Here is a 15,553-nt window from a genome sequence, read left to right as displayed (position 1 = left end):
GGGTGGGGCCGAGGCGGCGGTGACCCGGCCCCGAAGGGATGTAGGGAAGGTGCCATGTCATATGTGACATGTGACGTATGACATGTGACATAGCACTGACGGGGCGTCAGCCCTTGATCGCACCCTGCATGATGCCGCCCACGATCTGCTTCCCGAACAGGATGAACGCGATCAGCAGCGGCAGCGTGCCCAGTAGCGCGCCCGCCATGATCACCGCCTGGTCGGGGACGTAGCCGGTGCCGAGCGAGTTCAGGGCGACCTGGACGGTCGGGTTCTGCTGGTTGAGGGCGATGATCGGCCACAGGAAGTCGTTCCAGGCGAACACGAAGGTCAGCAGGCCGAGCACGGCCATCGCGGGCCGCGCCGCCGGGAAGACCACGTGCCAGACGACTCTCAGGCTGCTCGCCCCGTCCACCCGCGCCGCCTCGATCAGCTCGGTCGGCAGCGCCTGCACCAGGTACTGGCGCATGAAGAACGTACCGAAGGCCGTGACCAGGGTCGGCAGGATGGCCGTCTGCAGCTGGTTCGACCAGCCCAGGTTCGCCATCCACAAGTACAGCGGTACGACGGCCAGTTGGGGCGGGATCATCATCGTGCCGATGGTGAGCAGGAGCAGCACGCCGGAGAACCGGAACCGCAGCTTGGCGAAGGCGAACCCGGCGAGCGTCGAGAACAGCACCGTGGCGACGGTGATGGTGCCGGCGACGATCACGCTGTTGAACATCGCGGTGCCGAGGCCGGCCTGGTCCCAGGCGGCCTGCATGTTCTTGAACAGGTTCCCGCCGAACCACAGCGGCGGCGGTGTCTCGGCCAGCCTGCGGTCGGTGCGCGAGGCCGCGACCGCCGTCCACACCAGGGGCGCCAGTGAGACCAGCGCGAAGACCGTCAGGACGACGTACGTCACCGGGCCCGCGTGCAGCTGCTTGCCCGCGCCCATCACCCGGCGGTCGCGCCGTTTCTTCTGCCGCACCTGAGGCAGCGTCAGTTCACTGGTGGTCATTGGGACTTCCTCAGACGTCGGGTGAACAGCAGGTTGACCACGGCGACGATCACCAGGATCAGGAACATCGTCCAGGCGATCGCGGACGCCTTGCCGAGGTTGCCGATGATCCAGCCCTGGTCGTACATGTACAGACCGAGCGTCTGGTACTGGTGCTCGGAGCCGCCCTTGGACCCGCTGACCCCGCCGAACAGCAGGGGCTCACCGAAGAGCTGGGTCGCTCCGATGGTGGAGACGACCACCGTGAACAGGATCGTCGGGCGCAGCTGCGGGATCGTCACGTGCCGGAACTGCTGCCAGCGGTTGGCGCCGTCGATCGCCGCCGACTCGAACAGGTCGGCCGGGATCGCCTGCATCGCCGCCAGGTAGATCAGCGCGTTGTAGCCGGTCCACCGCCAGATCACGATCGACGACACCGCGAACTGCGAACCCCAGTCGGACTCACGCCAGTTGATCGGATCGACTCCGACGAAGTGGAGGATCCAGTTGACCATGCCGCCGTCCCACGAGTACAGCAGCGTGAAGACGAGGGTCGCCGCCGCGACCGAGGTGGCGTACGGGGTGAGCATCACGACCCGCCAGACGGTGGAGCCGCGCAGCCGGTAGTTCAGCAGATGGGCGAGCCCGAGCGCGGCCAGCAGCTGGGGCACGGTCGAGATCACACCGATGGTGAAGGTGTTCTTGAGGGCGTTCCAGAAGAAGTCCGAGCTGAGCAGGTTCTTGTAGTTGTCCAGGCCCGCCCAGGTCTGGGTGTCCAGCGAGGACAGCTGTACGTCGTGCAGCGAGTACCAGGCCGTGTACAGGAGCGGGACCAGGGAGAACGCCCCGAAGATGATGAAGAAGGGGGCGATGAACGCGTACGGGGACGCCTTCATGTCCCAGCGGTACAGCCGGCTGCGCCACGAGTCGGGGTCCGGCGGCGTACCGCGACCGTGAGCGCCCCGGGCCGCGCCCGGCGGGATGCCGGGCGCGGCCTCGGCGCTCGACGCGGGATGCGCGAGAGCCTGCTTGGAGCTGGTCACTGGCCGAGCACGTCCTTGATCTCGTTCTTGGCCGCGTCCCAGCCCTGCGAGGGGCTCTTGCCCTTCTGCTCGACCTGGAGGATGCCGACGTCCGTGATCGCGGTGTTGATCGGCTGGTCCTTGATGCCGAAGTACTGGACCGGGATGGTCTTCGCCGAGTCGGAGAAGATCTGGGTGATCGGCGCGTTCGAGAAGTACGCCGTCGTGTCGGCGGCCGGCTTCAGGTTCGCGTACGCCGACGGGGTCGACGGGAAGCTGGCCTGCTTGGCGAAGACCTTCTCCTGCTGCGCGGGCGCGGTCAGCCACTGCGCGAGGGCGATGGCCTCCTTCTGGTGCTTGCCCGCCGTCGGCACGCCGAGGAAGGAGCCGCCCCAGTTGGACGCGGTCGGGGCCGCTGCCACGTCCCAGTTGCCCTTGCCGGAGTCACCGGACTTCTGCTCGATGTAGCCGATCATCCAGGCCGGGCAGGCCACGGTGGCGAAGGTGGCGTTGGCGTAGCCCTGGTCCCACGGCTTGTCGAACTGCTTCAGCTTGGCCGACATGTTGCCGGTGGCCACCGACATCGCGACGTCCCAGGCCTTCTTCACGCCGTCGGACGTGTCCCAGATGACCTTGCCGTCCTTGTCGTAGTACCGCGAACTCCCGCCTCCGAGGGCCGCGTTGTACACCGACGACGCCGAGTCCACGAACTTGGTGCCCTTGGGCGCCTTCTTCATGTACGTCTTGCCGACATCGACGTACTTGGCCCAGTCGCCCTTCCACATGGTGGCCAGCTGGGTGCGGTCGGTCGGCAGCCCGGCCTTCTTGAAGAGGTCCTTGCGGTAACAGATCGCCATCGGGCCGACGTCCGTGCCGAGCCCTATCAGCTTGCCGTCCTTGGTGGTGGCCTGGGCGTTCTTCCAGCTCAGCCACTGGGACTTGTCGACGTCCTTGCCGAGGTCGACGAACTTGCTGCCCTGCGTCTGCACGGCCTCGGTGATGTTGCCGACCTCGATGGCCTGGATGTCGTCGGTGCCGGAGCCGGCCTGCAGCCGGGTGAGCACCTTCGGCCAGTACACGTCGGTCCGGGTGGTGACGTTTTCCTTGATGCTGATGTTCGGGTGCAGCTTCATGTACTCGTCGTAGAGGCCGGCCTGCTTGTAGCCGAACACACCGAAGGTGCCGATGGTCAGCGTGGTCTTGCCCTTGGCGTCGCCGCCGCTGTTGTTCGACGAGCTGTTGTCCGAGTCGCTGGAGCAGCCGGCCAACAGCCCCGTGGCCAGCGCGGCGACGGCCGTGAGAGCCATCAGCCGACGGGACCGTCGGGTAGTCGTGCCCATGTGCGTCCTCCTGTTGCCTGACGTGCCGACCCCCCGGCCAACTGCATTGGTGGCGCCCGTCGTACTCGCTGCGGCTCGGGCGGGGAACGTGCGGGATGTGTATGTGTCAGGTACCGTGGGAGCGCTCCCACAAGTGATGTGTTGAAGGTTCGCCGGTTCGAGCGGGGGTGTCAAGGGAGCAGACGCGGAGTTATGCGTTCAGTTATCGGGCTGTTAAGTGGAACGGAAGGGTCCGTGATCGGGTCCCTTTGCAGGGGGTTCCGCCCGCGAACGCTCGCCCCCGGCGGCCGTCACCGCAGCTGGCGGGGCTGTTAGATTCAGCCAACGTAGGTCCATGGGAGGGCGGAGCCAATGGCAACAGGCCACGGAGCGCGGAGCCGGAGCGGGGGCCGGCCCACCCTCGAAGAGGTCGCCGCGCGTGCCGGTGTCGGCCGCGGCACGGTCTCCCGGGTGATCAACGGCTCGCCGAGGGTCAGTGACGCGACCCGCGCGGCGGTGGAGGCGGCGGTCGCCGAGCTCGGCTACGTCCCCAACACGGCGGCCCGCGCCCTCGCCGCGAACCGTACGGACGCGATCGCGCTGGTGGTTCCCGAGCCGGAGACCCGCTTCTTCGCGGAGCCGTACTTCTCGGACATGCTGAAGGGGGTGGGCGCGGAGCTCTCCGACACGGAGATGCAGCTGCTGCTGATCTTCGCGGGCAGCGACCGCGAGCGCCGCCGCCTGGCCCAGTACCTGGCCGCCCACCGGGTGGACGGCGTCCTGCTGGTCTCGGTCCACGCCGACGACCCGCTCCCCGATCTGCTGGCCCAACTGGAGATCCCGGCGGTGATCAGCGGCCCCCGCTCGGCCGCCGAGACCCTGACCTCGGTGGACTCGGACAACTACGGCGGCGGCCACTCGGCGGTGGAGCACCTGGTCTCCCGGGGCCGCCGCACGATCGCCCACATCACCGGCCGCCTCGACGTCTACGGCGCCCAGCGCCGCGTCGACGGCTATCGGGAAGCCCTGCGCGAGGCGGGTCAGGAGGTGGACGAGCGCCTGATCGAACCGGGCGACTTCACCGAGGAAGGCGGCCGGCGGGCGATGACGAACCTCCTGGCCCGCTGCCCCGACCTCGACGCGGTCTTCGCCGGCTCGGACGTCATGGCGGCGGGCGCCCGCCAGGTCCTGCGCGAGGAGGGCCGCCGCATCCCCGACGACGTGGCCCTCGTCGGCTACGACGACTCGGCCATCGCCCGCCACATGGACCCACCCCTCACCAGCGTCCGCCAGCCCATCGAGGAAATGGGCCGCCGCATGATCGACCTCCTCCTGGAGGAGATCGCGGACCGGCGTCCGGCGATGTCGCGGGGGTTGGAGCGACGCCAGGTGGTGCTGGCCACGGAGCTGGTGGAGCGGGCGTCGTCGTAGGGAAACCGACCGCACCGGCCGGCCCCGGTACGCATGCTGGGGTCCGTGACTCCTCATCCTCTGCTGGACGTTGACGAAGTCCCCGCCGTCGAGCCGTACCTGCGCGCGGTGGGGGAGGTGTTCCGTTCCTTCCGTGACCAGGACTCGGGCTGTGTCTCGTACGGTGTCCGACTCCCGTGCGGTGAGCGGTGGTTCGTCAAGGAGGCGACGACGGACCGGGCTCAGGAGTCGCTGCGGCGGGCCTGGGCCTTTCACCGGGTCGTACGGCATCCGGTAATCGTTCCGCAGCTGCGTCGGATCGCCGTGCGGGGTGGTGGGCGTACGGCGGTGGTGATGCCGTGGTGCGAGGGCGAGATTCTCCACCGTGCCGACGCGCGCGCTCGCTTCCGGGCCCTGTCCGTGCCCCGGGTCCTGCACGCCCTGGATCGCATCCTCGACGCCCACCTCGCCGTGGAGGCCGCGGGGCAGGTCGCGGTCGATCTGTACGACGGTGCCTTGCTCTACGACTTCGAAGCGCACCGGCTTCATCTCATCGACCTGGACGAGTACCGTCCCGGGCCTTTCGTGGTGGCGGAGGACCGGCTTCCCGGCTCCCGCCGGTTCATGGCGCCGGAAGAGTGGCGGCGCGGGGCGGTCGTGGACGTCCGGACGACCGTCTACGTCCTGTCCCGGGTGGTACGGCTTCTCCTGGACCGCGGCGACGAGGAGCGCGGCTGGCGGGGTACGGCGGCGCAGTGGGCGGTCGTGGAGCGGGGGACGCGGGCGGAGCCGGGCGAACGGTACGCGGGGGTGGGGGAGTTGGTGGCGGCGTGGCGCTCGGCGGTGTCAGTGGGGGAGTGAGAGGCGCCAGCGGCGTTCGCCGTCGTGTTGTTCGTCCGTGGGCGTCAGGCCGGCCGCTCGGGCGACCGCTTCCGAGGCGTGGTGTTCGGGGTGGATGTGGGCGATGACCGTGCGCAGGGCGGGCTGTTCCTGGAGGCGGGCCACCAGTGCCCGTACCGCCTCCGATGCGTAGCCCCGTCCCTGCCAGGGGGTGCCGATCACCCAGGCGATCTCCGCCGTGGGGCCGGTGACGGTGGCCTGGACGGTGCCCACGAGGCGGGAGTCCTCGCGGAGGCTCAGGACCCAGTTGCACCAGGAGACGGAGGGGTCGGGGGAGCCGGTGACGAGACGCTCGTAGCGAAGGTGGAGGGCCTCGGGGGAGCTCGGGGTGCCGCCGATGAAGGTGTGCAGGGCAGGGTCCGCGAGGACGGCGGACATTTCGGGGGCGTGTTCGACGCGGAGGGGGAGGAGGTCGAGGCGGGAGGAGCGGATGGTGTCGGTTCGCATGAGCTTCCTGTCCCCGGACACGAATCAGCCGGTGACCTTCGTAAAGGTCACCGGCTGATCGATCAGGGTGAGTGACGGGACTCGAACCCGCGACATCCTGGACCACAACCAGGTGCTCTACCAGCTGAGCTACACCCACCACGACCGGCGGTACTGCTTCGTGGTTTCCCCGACCGGCCGAGAAAAAGTGTACAGGGTCCGAAGGGGTGCTCGCGCACGCCTTTACCGGGCAGGCAGGACGTGCTTCGCGGCGATCGACCTGGCGGTGTCCGAGTCCGGGCCGGGCTGCGGTACGAAGATGGCCTCGCGGTAGTAGCGGAGCTCGGCGATCGACTCGCGGATGTCGGCGAGGGCGCGGTGGTTGCCGTTCTTCTCGGGGCTGTTGAAGTAGGCGCGCGGGTACCAGCGGCGGGCCAGCTCCTTGATCGACGACACGTCGACGATGCGGTAGTGGAGGTAGTCCTCGAGGGTGGGCATGTCGCGGAGGAGGAAACCGCGGTCCGTGCCGACGGAGTTGCCGCACAAGGGGGCCTTGCCGGGTTCCTTGACGTGCTCGCGGATATAGGAGAGGACCTGGTCCTCTGCGTCCTCGAGCGTCGTGCCACCGGGCAGCTCCGTCAGCAGCCCGGACGCGGTGTGCATCTGACGTACCACCTCCGGCATCGTCTCCAGCGCCCGGTCCGGCGGGCGGATGACGATGTCGACTCCGTCGCCGAGCACGTTCAGCTCGGAGTCGGTGACGAGGGCGGCCACCTCGATGAGCGCGTCGTCGGACAGCGAGAGGCCGGTCATCTCGCAGTCGATCCACACCATGCGATCGTTCATGCGACCACCCTAAAGCTGACGCCCGCTTTTGGGATGCCCGGTGTCGTGGTCGACGGATGTCCGCAAACGCCGGACGGGCTGAAAGAAAATGCCCGACCGGCGTTCAGGATGTGCCGTCATCCGGTCACGTCACGACCCGCTGCGCTGCCCCGGCAGGCTCGCTCGGCTCGTCACGTAGGCCTCCCGGCCGTTCTCCGCCGCCGCTGTCGACAGGGACGCGCCCGAGCCGACCGTGTTCGCCGCCGTTCGGCGGGTCTGCAGCGGCACCGGGCCCTCCGGGTGCAGGGGAGGGCCGGACAGCGCGGGGCCCGGGGTGGGCTCCACGTCGGACGGCCTGTCGCTCTGGGGGCGGCGGGCCCGGTACGCGGCTCGGTAGGCGGCCGGGGACGAGCCCAGCTGACGGCGGAAGTGGCCGCGCAGGGCCACCGGTGAGCGGAAGCCGCAGCGGCCCGCCACCTCGTCGACCGAGTAGTCGGAGGTCTCCAGGAGACGCTGGGCCTGCAGGACCCGCTGCGTGATCAGCCACTGCAGCGGGGCGCTGCCCGTCAGCGAGCGGAAGCGGCGGTCGAAGGTGCGGCGGCTCATGTACGCGCGCGCCGCCAGTGTCTCGACGTCGAACTGCTCGTGCAGGTGCTCCAGCGCCCAGGCGACGACCTCGGCGAGCGGGTCGGCGCCGATCTCCTCTGGTAAAGAGCGGTCCAGGTAGCGTTCCTGGCCTCCCGACCGGCGTGGGGGGACGACCAGGCGGCGGGCCAGCGCGCCGGCCGCCTCGTTGCCGTGGTCCGTCCGCACGATGTGGAGACAGAGGTCGATTCCGGCCGCCGTGCCGGCGGATGTCAGCACGTCGCCGTCGTCGACGAAGAGTTCTCTCGGATCCACATGGACCGACGGGTAGCGCTTGGCCAGCGTCGGTGCGTACATCCAGTGTGTCGTCGCGGGGCGGCCGTCCAGCAGGCCCGCCGCGGCCAGGACGAAGGCGCCGGTGCACAGCCCGACGATGCGGGCGCCTTCCTCGTGCGCCCGGCGCAGAGCGTCGAGCGCCTCTTCCGGCGGCGGGGAAGTGATCGAACGCCAGGCCGGTACGACGACCGTCCCGGCGCGTGAGATCGCTTCCAGGCCATGTGGCGCGGTGAGTTCCAGGCCCCCCGTGGTCCGCAGCGGGCCCTCCTCGCCGGCTGCCACCAACAGGCGGTAGCGCGGCACGCCGGCGTCCTGGCGGTCGATCCCGAACACCGACAGCGGAATGGAACTCTCGAAGATGGGGCCGCCGCTGAACAGCAGCACCGCGACGATCTCCTTGCGGCGTCGCCCGGAAAGCTTCCGGGCCGCGGCTTCCGGCGCGGCAGTGGAGTCGTGGCTCATACTGCTAAGCCCCCCTCGGTGGTCGCGGCTCCTCGGTTGTGTCGCTCCTGCACGTTTCCCCTCGGTCCTGCACGAGTCCCCCGCCGTAAGACGTCAAGATCGAATCTACTGTGTCGCGTGGTGCCGGAGTGACCAGTTCGGCAACCGGCACATTGTCGACATGGCAACTTGGCGTGAAGCATTCGATCACGAAGCGTTGCACTCGCGGGCCGTACAGGGAAGTGCGCCTTGTCGCGGTGGCCAATCCCCATAGGGTACGCCGGGCCCCGCACCCCCTTTCCGTGCAGGTCGAACGGGGGTTGGGGGGTGGTCGGGGGCGGGGATGCGCCATTGTCGGAAGTTGGCTGAAAACCGCCGGGCGCGTGCGCGGAAACCGGTCAGGCGACCGGTGTACCTCCGCCGGTGTGACGCCCGCCTCTGTGGGTACCCGAACCCGTTCGGTGGTGACGTCCGTGCGGGGGCGCGGCTTCCTCGGCGTAGAGGCGGGCCGCCCCTCTCTCCGACTGTCGCAGCAGCAGTCGGCATACGGCAGTGACGGCGGCGAGGCCGAGGGCGGTTCCCGCCGCGCCGGCGAGCGAGCCGCCGTACCAGAGGAGAACCACGGGGACCAGGACGCAGCTGAAGGCCGCCCAGCGGACGACGTCGGTCGCCGAGTCCTGGGGCGTGGTGGTCGCGCGGGGAGTGTCGGGGGTGGCATGTGGCTGCGGTCCGGGCATACGTGCTCCCTGGGGCGTGGGTCACGGGGTTCAACGCCTGTTCGACCGGTCGGTCACTGTACGCCCGTGCCTGCGGTGACCCGCAGGCAAGTGAATCCTGTGCAAACCGCCTGTACAGCGCAGCAACCATTGCGTTACGGGCGCCCCCTCGTGCATGCTCCCTGGAACCCCCACCGACCGTGGGCGGGATCTGGGCTAAGGAGGCGTGGCGCCGTACCCTTGGGGGTATGGGCGTGGGAAGACCATTCCCGGACACAGCTCCGCCGCACACTGTTGTCCCTCCCATAAAGGATCAAAACGCCGAGACAGCCATGGCCGGTCACGAATTCTTCGAACCCGCGGACCGCAAGCGGCCCGTCGCCGACCCCACGGCGGCCGAGCCCCTGGCGGCGGAAGACCCACGTCATTCCTGCGATCCCGCCTTCAAGCACGGCGTCGTCGTCGGCTTCGACGGCTCCACGTCCAGTGAGCGCGCCCTCGCGTACGCCGTCGGCATGGCCCATCGCTCGGGCTCCGGCCTGATCATCGTGCATGTCGCCAACCGGCTGCCCACCACGGTGTGGGCCGGCTGCGAGCCGCCGGTCTTCGTGGACGTGCCGGACCACCGCACCGAGGTGCTGGGGCTCGAACTCGCCTGCGCGGACTATCTGGCAGAGGTGCCGTGGATCCTGGTCGAGCGTGGCGGTGACATCTGCCATGAACTCGAAGAGGTGGGGCGGGAGTACGAGGCCGACGCGATCGTCGTCGGGTCCACCCACGGGATCGTCGGGCGCATCTTCGGGTCTGTCGCCGGGCGGCTGGCGAAGCGGGCGAAGCGGCCCGTCGTGGTGATTCCCTAACTCCCCGTCGGCCCAGGCGAGATGCGTTCCGGGAACGTCCCCTTCCTTTGTGCGGTGCGTAAGTCTACTGACGCGTAGAGGTGTTTGTGCCCTTGTGAAGGGCATATATCGGTCACCGCACAACTGCACAAGCACGAAGGGAGCCCGCTGTGGACAACGACGTCTCCGCGGGAAGCGGGACCACTACCGTGGTCGGCCGACTCGCCCTGGGTATCACCCTGTTGGCGTTCGGACTCGGACACACCGACGTGATCGACGGGGTGTCGGCCGCTGACGCCGTATCACTGGCCCACTACGTAGGCGGCGTTGCGCTGTTCGTCGCCGGTCTGTTCGCCTTCCGCGACGGTGACTCCGTCAACGGTACGGCGTTCTCGATGCTCGGCGCTCTGTGGTTCACCTGGGCCGTGACCGCCGGTGACTCCATGTCCGCCAACGCGGCAGGGCTGTTCCTGCTGCTGTTCGCGCTCGTGGCCCTGACGTCGACCCTCGCGGGAGGGGACCAACTCACCCAGGGGACCTACGGGTTGTTCTTCGTCTCCCTGGTGCTGCTGGCCATCGCGCAGTTCGCGTCGAACGGTTCGCTGACGAAGGTCGGGGGCTGGTTCGCGGTGGCGGCCGGGGCGGTGGCCTGGTACGCCGCGACCGCGGCTCTCGCGCACTGGCCGACCGTTCTTCCTCGGCGTGCTGCCGGCCGGGGGGTGACGGCCACCGGCTGAAATGGCAGCCGACGTCGGGGTATTGGGCGATCCCGGCGTATGAGAGGACCCCCGCGTGCTTGGTGGCAGCACGTGGGGGTCCTGTCTGTGTGAGTGGCCTCTGCGGGTGTGTGGGGGTTGCTCGCGCCCACGCGGCGGAGCCGCAAATCGATACAGTCCCGCGCCTCTGAAGCCTCTATTCAACCGTCACTGATTTTGCGAGGTTCCTCGGCTTGTCGATGTCCCTGCCCAGCGCCAAGGCCGTGTGGTACGCGAGGAGTTGGAGAGGGATGCCCATCAGGATGGGGTCCAGTTCGTCCTCGTTCTTCGGGACCACGATCGTGTGGTCCGCCTTCTCCTGGTGCTGGTGGGCCACCGCCAGGATCCTGCCGCTGCGGGCCTTGATCTCCTCCATCGCGGCGCGGTTCTTCTCCAGGAGGTCGTCGTCGGGGACGATCGCGACCGTGGGGAGAGCCGGCTCGATGAGGGCCAGGGGGCCGTGCTTGAGCTCGGAGGCGGGGTAGGCCTCCGCGTGGATGTAGGAGACCTCCTTGAGCTTGAGGGAGGCCTCACGGGCCACCGGGTAGCCGCGGACCCGGCCGATGAAGAGCATCGAGCGGGCCTCGGCGTACTGCTCGGCCAGCTTCTTGATCTCGTCCTCGTGCGCCAGGATCTCGGTGATCTGCTCCGGCAGCTTGCGCAGGCCCTCGATGATGCGCCTGCCGTCGCGGACCGAGAGGTCGCGGGTGCGGCCCAGGTGCAGGGCGAGGAGCGCGAAGGCGACCGTCGTGTTCGTGAAGCACTTCGTCGAGACGACGCAGACCTCGGGGCCCGCGTGGACGTATATGCCCGCGTCCGCCTCGCGGGCGATCGCCGAGCCGACCACGTTCACCACGCCGAAGACCCGCGCGCCCTTGCGCTTCAGCTCCTGGACGGCCGCGAGGACGTCGTAGGTCTCGCCGGACTGGGAGACGGCCACGTACAGGGTGTCGGGGTCCACCACCGCGTTGCGGTAGCGGAACTCCGAGGCCGGCTCGGCGTCCGCGGGGATGCGGGCCAGCTCCTCGATCATCTGGGCGCCGATCATGCCCGCGTGGTACGAGGTGCCACAGCCCAGGATCTTCACCCGGCGGATCTGCCGGGCCTCACGGGCGTCCAGGTTGAGGCCGCCGAGGTGCACGGTCGAGAAGCGGTCGTCGATACGGCCGCGCAGGACGCGGTCGACCGCCTCGGCCTGCTCGTGGATCTCCTTGTGCATGTACGTGTCGTGGCCGCCCATGTCGTACGACGCGGCCTCCCACTCCACGGTGGTGGGCTCGGCGGTGGTGCGGGTGCCCTCGGTGGTGTACGTCCGGAAGTCGTCGGCCTTGAGGGTGGCCATCTCGCCGTCGTCGAGAGTCACTATCTGCCGCGTGTGGGCGACCAGCGCGGCGATGTCCGAGGCGACGAACATCTCCTTCTCGCCGATGCCGAGGACCACCGGGGAGCCGTTTCGAGCCACCACGATGCGGTCCGGGAAGTCGGCGTGCAGCACGGCGATGCCGTACGTGCCCTCGATCACCCGGAGGGTCTCGCGGACCTTCTCCTCCAGGGTCTCGGCCTGGGCGCGGGCGATGAGGTGGGTGAGGACCTCGGTGTCCGTCTCGGAGAGGAACTCGACGCCGTCCGCCTCCAGCTTGCGGCGCAGGTCGGAGGCGTTGTCGATGATGCCGTTGTGGACGACGGCGACCTTCTGGTCGGCCGACATGTGCGGGTGGGCGTTCACGTCGGACGGGGCGCCGTGGGTGGCCCAGCGGGTGTGGGCGATGCCGGTCGTGCCCTTGAAGCGGGCCGGGACCCGGGCCTCCAGGTCGCGCACCCGGCCCTTGGCCTTGACCATCTTCAGCCCGGCGGCCTTCGGGGAGGTGACGACGATGCCCGCCGAGTCGTAGCCGCGGTACTCCAGCCGCTGCAGGCCCTCCAGCAGCAGCGGGGCGACGTCACGCTTCCCGATGTATCCGACGATTCCGCACATATATACGTATTCCTCAGCGTTCCCCGGCGTCTTTCAGCCGTAGACGATGCGGCGCAGCTGCCTGAGCGTAAGCTCCGGCGGTGCCACCGCCCGGTATTTCAGGTCCGACTCGATCTGCCCGAAGATCTCCGCGTTCACCAGGCCCTGGGCCTGCAGCTCGCGGTGGCGGCGACGGACGTACTCGGTGGTCGTCTCGTCGAAGTAGGCGAGCACGTCCTGGATCACCCGCAGTGCTTCGCCCCGGCTCAGGGGCGTGGAGCGCGTCAGATGATCAACAAGGTCGTCGTGCACCCCGTAGATCCTGCGGGACTCGCAGGCGTTTCGCAAGAATCCTGCCCGATATCGGGCACGTGGCTGTTGAGCTTCTTATGAACCTCTGTTCGCAAGCTGTCCATCCTGAGTCTTGCGCCCCGTTGCCCCTCTCGACGAGTTTCAGACGCCATGGACATACCTCGTATGGGAGTACCGGAGCAGCTGGCCGAGCGCATGAGCATGGCCGAGCAGCACGAGTACCTGCGCGCGAGATTCTCGCGACGCAACCTGATGAGAGGCGGCGCCGTCACCCTCGGCGCCGTCGTCGGTGGCGCGTTCGTGCCGGGTGCGGTCGCCCAGGCGGCCGTGCCGACGCTGGGGGTACCTCCCACGCCCTTGAGGCAGTGGGGGAGCACCTCGCCCGCCACGGAGACGGTCGACGGCTCGCTCGTCGCCCCCTTCGGCCGCCACCTCGCGTGGGGCAACGACCCGCGCACCGAGATCACCGTCTCCTGGCAGGTCCCGGTCGCGGTGAAGAAGCCCTTCCTCCGTGTCGGCGCCACCCCGTGGGACCTCTCCCGCAAGATCGACGCCGAGGTCCGCAGCCTCTACACCCCGGCGGGCGTCGGCGCGAGCGGCGACCACACGCAGTACTACCTGCACGCCAAGCTCACCCATCTGCGTCCCGGCAGGACGTACTACTACGGCGTCGGCCACCAGGGCTTCGACCCCGCCGAGCCGCACCTGCTCGGCACCCTGGGCACCTTCACCACCGCCCCCGCCCACAAGGTCCCGTTCACCTTCACCGCCTTCGGCGACCAGGGCGTCAGCTACCACGCACTGGCCAACGACAGTCTGATCCTCGGCCAGAACCCGGTCTTCCACCTGCACGCCGGCGACATCGCCTACGGCGACCCGGCGGGCCAGGGCAAGACGTCCGACACGGGCTTCGACTCGCGGACCTGGGACCAGTTCCTGTACCAGACCGAGTCGGTCGCCAAGTCCGTGCCGTGGATGGTCAGTTACGGCAACCACGACATGGAGGCCTGGTACTCGCCGAACGGCTACGGCGGCGAGGAGGCCCGCTTCACGCTCCCCGACAACGGGCCGGACAAGGCGAACCTGCCGGGCGTGTACTCCTTCGTCTACGGCAACACGGCGATCATCTCGCTGGACCCGAACGACGTCTCCTTCGAGATCCCGGCCAACCTCGGCATCTCCGGCGGCACCCAGACCAAGTGGTTCGAGGCGCAGCTGAAGAAGTACCGGGCGTCGGACGACATCGACTTCATCATCGTCTTCTTCCACCACTGCGCGTACTGCACCTCCACGGCGCACGCCTCGGAGGGGGGCGTGCGACAGGAGTGGGTGCCGCTGTTCGAGAAGTACACGGTGGACCTGGTCATCAACGGCCACAACCACCAGTACGAGCGCACCGACGTCATCAAGGGCGACGCGGTCGTCAAGAAGCTGCCGATCGGCGAGACGGCGTACTCCGAGACCGAGGGTGTCGTCTACGTGACGGCGGGCGCCGCGGGCCGCAGCCTGTACGCGTTCAGCGCGCCGGACTCCTACGAGGGCCACCTCAACGAGCGCGACACCGTCGCCTCGTTCATCAACACCAAGGACGGCAAGGTCAACGAGACCGTCGCCTGGTCCCGGGTGCGCTACCTCAACTACTCGTTCCTCCGCGTGGACGTCGAGCCCGCCTCGAAGGGCCACTACGCCAAGCTGAAGGTCCAGGGCATCGCCGAGACCGGCGACCGCATCGACCACTTCACGGTGGCGCGCAAGGCCAAGTAGTACTCCCGGAAGCCAGGGCGTACCCGCCGCGGGCGGTCCTCGATCGCGCTACATGCGCTTGAGGATCGCCTGTTTGGCCATCTGGAACTCCTCGTCCGTCAGAACACCCGTGCGGTGCAGCTCGCCGAGTTCGCGCAGCCGCCGCAGCAGCGCGTCGTGGTCGTCCCGAGGTGCCTCTTCCGGTTGTTTCGGCCCTACGTCGACGGGGGCCGCCGCCGACGGGTGCGGCAGCCGTGCCTGCACGGCCGCGGCGATCAGGGCCATCAGCGGGTCCTTCTTGAAGCCCCACAGTTCCACGGAGTTGGGGTCGTACTTGGGCGGCGCCTTGGTGGGCGCGCCGCGGACCGCGAACCGCAGATGCCCGTTCTCCAGGCCGACCGCGGGCTGCCACTCCACGGCGACGAGGTCGCCGACGGTCAGCGTGCGGGTACCGGCGGCGGCCTTGGCGTCCTCCGTCTTCCAGTTCCACTCCAGGCGTACGTGTTCGCCGTCGAAGCTCGCCGTGCCGTCCCCTGCGGAGACGGAGAGCGGGACGGAAGGGCCCGGCAGCAGATACCCGTTCACCGGGTCGGACGGTACCTCGTCCAGCAGAAGGGCATTGCGCACCTCGTCCACGAAGTACTCGGCGACTCCGTAGCGGTCGGACTCCACGAGGAGTTGGTACGGATCGTTGGGCTCGGTGAGACGGCCGCCGGAGGCGTGCAGCAGGGGGTCGACACCGTCGCGCAGCCGGAGGCGAAGACGACCGGACTTCCTGCCCTGTTCGAAGGAGATACCGGCCAACGCGCCCAGGGGGACCACGAGTTCACCCAGCGTGCGGCGGAGCAGACTGACGTTTCTGTCCCTTCCCGGGGTCAGCCGCAGGGCGTCCCCGTCGAAGGCCCACGTGCCGTCCTTCTGGATGATTTCCGCCATGGGGGGATTGTTTCACCGGATCTGCGGGAGAGTGGTCTCTACCAATCGAAGGGAG

General features: G+C 68.8%; 15 protein-coding genes and 1 tRNA gene. 5 read left to right on the top strand and 11 right to left on the bottom strand.

The features are described 5' to 3' along the window. Window positions 1–106: 106 nt before the first annotated feature. The 3 genes from ACWC09_RS40615 to ACWC09_RS40605 are packed head-to-tail and all read right to left on the bottom strand — an operon-like array spanning window position 107 to window position 3,341. Window positions 107–1,000 (bottom strand): carbohydrate ABC transporter permease, encoded by an 894-nt coding sequence (locus ACWC09_RS40615; RefSeq protein WP_450856092.1) that lies wholly within the window; start codon window positions 998–1,000, stop codon window positions 107–109. Next, window positions 997–2,022 (bottom strand): carbohydrate ABC transporter permease, encoded by a 1,026-nt coding sequence (locus tag ACWC09_RS40610; RefSeq protein ID WP_450856091.1) that lies wholly within the window; start codon window positions 2,020–2,022, stop codon window positions 997–999. The genes ACWC09_RS40615 and ACWC09_RS40610 overlap by 4 nt, the downstream gene beginning before the upstream one ends. After that, window positions 2,019–3,341 carry an ABC transporter substrate-binding protein gene (locus tag ACWC09_RS40605; protein ID WP_450856090.1) on the bottom strand — a complete coding sequence of 441 codons (1,323 nt, stop codon included), beginning with the start codon at window positions 3,339–3,341 and terminating at the stop codon, window positions 2,019–2,021. The genes ACWC09_RS40610 and ACWC09_RS40605 overlap by 4 nt, the downstream gene beginning before the upstream one ends. 351 nt (window positions 3,342–3,692) lie before the next feature. Between ACWC09_RS40605 and ACWC09_RS40600 the strand changes: the two genes are divergently transcribed. Continuing rightward, window positions 3,693–4,751, top strand: a complete 1,059-nt coding sequence (locus ACWC09_RS40600; protein ID WP_450856089.1) for a LacI family DNA-binding transcriptional regulator — start codon at window positions 3,693–3,695, stop codon at window positions 4,749–4,751. A 45-nt stretch (window positions 4,752–4,796) separates the two neighbouring features. Then, entirely contained in the window at window positions 4,797–5,591 is a 795-nt protein-coding gene (locus ACWC09_RS40595; RefSeq protein ID WP_450856088.1) for a serine/threonine protein kinase, read from the top strand. Here ACWC09_RS40595 and ACWC09_RS40590 read toward each other — a convergent pair. The 5 genes from ACWC09_RS40590 to ACWC09_RS40570 form a co-directional block, all read right to left on the bottom strand. After that, window positions 5,577–6,077, bottom strand: a complete 501-nt coding sequence (locus ACWC09_RS40590) for a GNAT family N-acetyltransferase (RefSeq protein WP_450856087.1) — start codon at window positions 6,075–6,077, stop codon at window positions 5,577–5,579. The two genes, ACWC09_RS40595 and ACWC09_RS40590, sit on opposite strands and share 15 nt — an antisense overlap. 66 nt (window positions 6,078–6,143) lie before the next feature. Then, window positions 6,144–6,216, bottom strand: a tRNA-His gene (locus tag ACWC09_RS40585). A gap of 83 nt (window positions 6,217–6,299) precedes the next feature. After that, entirely contained in the window at window positions 6,300–6,902 is a 603-nt protein-coding gene (orn, locus tag ACWC09_RS40580) for an oligoribonuclease (protein ID WP_450856086.1), read from the bottom strand. Window positions 6,903–7,031: 129 nt separating this feature from the next. Further along, window positions 7,032–8,264 carry a helix-turn-helix domain-containing protein gene (locus ACWC09_RS40575; protein WP_450856085.1) on the bottom strand — a complete coding sequence of 411 codons (1,233 nt, stop codon included), beginning with the start codon at window positions 8,262–8,264 and terminating at the stop codon, window positions 7,032–7,034. 377 nt (window positions 8,265–8,641) lie between these two features. Next, complete coding sequence (locus tag ACWC09_RS40570) at window positions 8,642–8,980, bottom strand: hypothetical protein (protein ID WP_450856084.1); 339 nt, start codon at window positions 8,978–8,980, stop codon at window positions 8,642–8,644. Window positions 8,981–9,291: 311 nt separating this feature from the next. Between ACWC09_RS40570 and ACWC09_RS40565 the strand changes: the two genes are divergently transcribed. After that, the gene (locus ACWC09_RS40565; protein WP_450856083.1) at window positions 9,292–9,819 is read left to right on the top strand and encodes a universal stress protein; all 528 of its coding nucleotides are present in this window, start codon (window positions 9,292–9,294) and stop codon (window positions 9,817–9,819) included. A gap of 149 nt (window positions 9,820–9,968) precedes the next feature. Continuing rightward, window positions 9,969–10,535: a GPR1/FUN34/YaaH family transporter gene (locus ACWC09_RS40560; RefSeq protein ID WP_450856082.1), complete on the top strand. Its 567-nt coding sequence runs from the start codon at window positions 9,969–9,971 to the stop codon at window positions 10,533–10,535. Window positions 10,536–10,710: 175 nt separating this feature from the next. Here the strand turns inward: ACWC09_RS40560 and glmS are convergent, their stop codons facing one another. Together glmS and ACWC09_RS40550 are read right to left on the bottom strand one after the other, a co-directional pair. Beyond that, a complete protein-coding gene (glmS, locus tag ACWC09_RS40555; protein ID WP_450856081.1) occupies window positions 10,711–12,528 on the bottom strand; it encodes a glutamine--fructose-6-phosphate transaminase (isomerizing) in 1,818 nt (605 codons plus the stop codon). Window positions 12,529–12,561: 33 nt separating this feature from the next. After that, window positions 12,562–12,819, bottom strand: a complete 258-nt coding sequence (locus ACWC09_RS40550) for a hypothetical protein (RefSeq protein WP_450856080.1) — start codon at window positions 12,817–12,819, stop codon at window positions 12,562–12,564. 165 nt (window positions 12,820–12,984) lie between these two features. Between ACWC09_RS40550 and ACWC09_RS40545 the strand changes: the two genes are divergently transcribed. Further along, window positions 12,985–14,583 (top strand): purple acid phosphatase family protein, encoded by a 1,599-nt coding sequence (locus ACWC09_RS40545; RefSeq protein WP_450856079.1) that lies wholly within the window; start codon window positions 12,985–12,987, stop codon window positions 14,581–14,583. A 48-nt stretch (window positions 14,584–14,631) separates the two neighbouring features. Here ACWC09_RS40545 and ACWC09_RS40540 read toward each other — a convergent pair whose 3' ends face one another. Beyond that, window positions 14,632–15,498 (bottom strand): DUF4429 domain-containing protein, encoded by an 867-nt coding sequence (locus tag ACWC09_RS40540; protein WP_450856078.1) that lies wholly within the window; start codon window positions 15,496–15,498, stop codon window positions 14,632–14,634. Between the last annotated feature and the right edge of the window lie 55 nt (window positions 15,499–15,553).

The sequence above is a fragment of the Streptomyces sp. NPDC001617 genome (assembly GCF_053596855.1).
The sequence above is the reverse complement of the archived record's forward strand: the minus strand, read 5'-3'. Positions and strand labels throughout refer to the sequence as shown.

Coding starts and splice junctions, on each gene's coding strand:
- ACWC09_RS40545 (WP_450856079.1), top strand. CDS start 12,985: ATGGGAGTACCGGAGCAGCTGGCCGAGCGCATGAGCATGGCCGAGCAG.
- ACWC09_RS40540 (WP_450856078.1), bottom strand. CDS start 15,498: ATGGCGGAAATCATCCAGAAGGACGGCACGTGGGCCTTCGACGGGGAC.
- ACWC09_RS40565 (WP_450856083.1), top strand. CDS start 9,292: ATGGCCGGTCACGAATTCTTCGAACCCGCGGACCGCAAGCGGCCCGTC.
- glmS (WP_450856081.1), bottom strand. CDS start 12,528: ATGTGCGGAATCGTCGGATACATCGGGAAGCGTGACGTCGCCCCGCTG.
- ACWC09_RS40570 (WP_450856084.1), bottom strand. CDS start 8,980: ATGCCCGGACCGCAGCCACATGCCACCCCCGACACTCCCCGCGCGACC.
- ACWC09_RS40615 (WP_450856092.1), bottom strand. CDS start 1,000: ATGACCACCAGTGAACTGACGCTGCCTCAGGTGCGGCAGAAGAAACGG.
- ACWC09_RS40600 (WP_450856089.1), top strand. CDS start 3,693: ATGGCAACAGGCCACGGAGCGCGGAGCCGGAGCGGGGGCCGGCCCACC.
- ACWC09_RS40575 (WP_450856085.1), bottom strand. CDS start 8,264: ATGAGCCACGACTCCACTGCCGCGCCGGAAGCCGCGGCCCGGAAGCTT.
- ACWC09_RS40590 (WP_450856087.1), bottom strand. CDS start 6,077: ATGCGAACCGACACCATCCGCTCCTCCCGCCTCGACCTCCTCCCCCTC.
- orn (WP_450856086.1), bottom strand. CDS start 6,902: ATGAACGATCGCATGGTGTGGATCGACTGCGAGATGACCGGCCTCTCG.
- ACWC09_RS40605 (WP_450856090.1), bottom strand. CDS start 3,341: ATGGGCACGACTACCCGACGGTCCCGTCGGCTGATGGCTCTCACGGCC.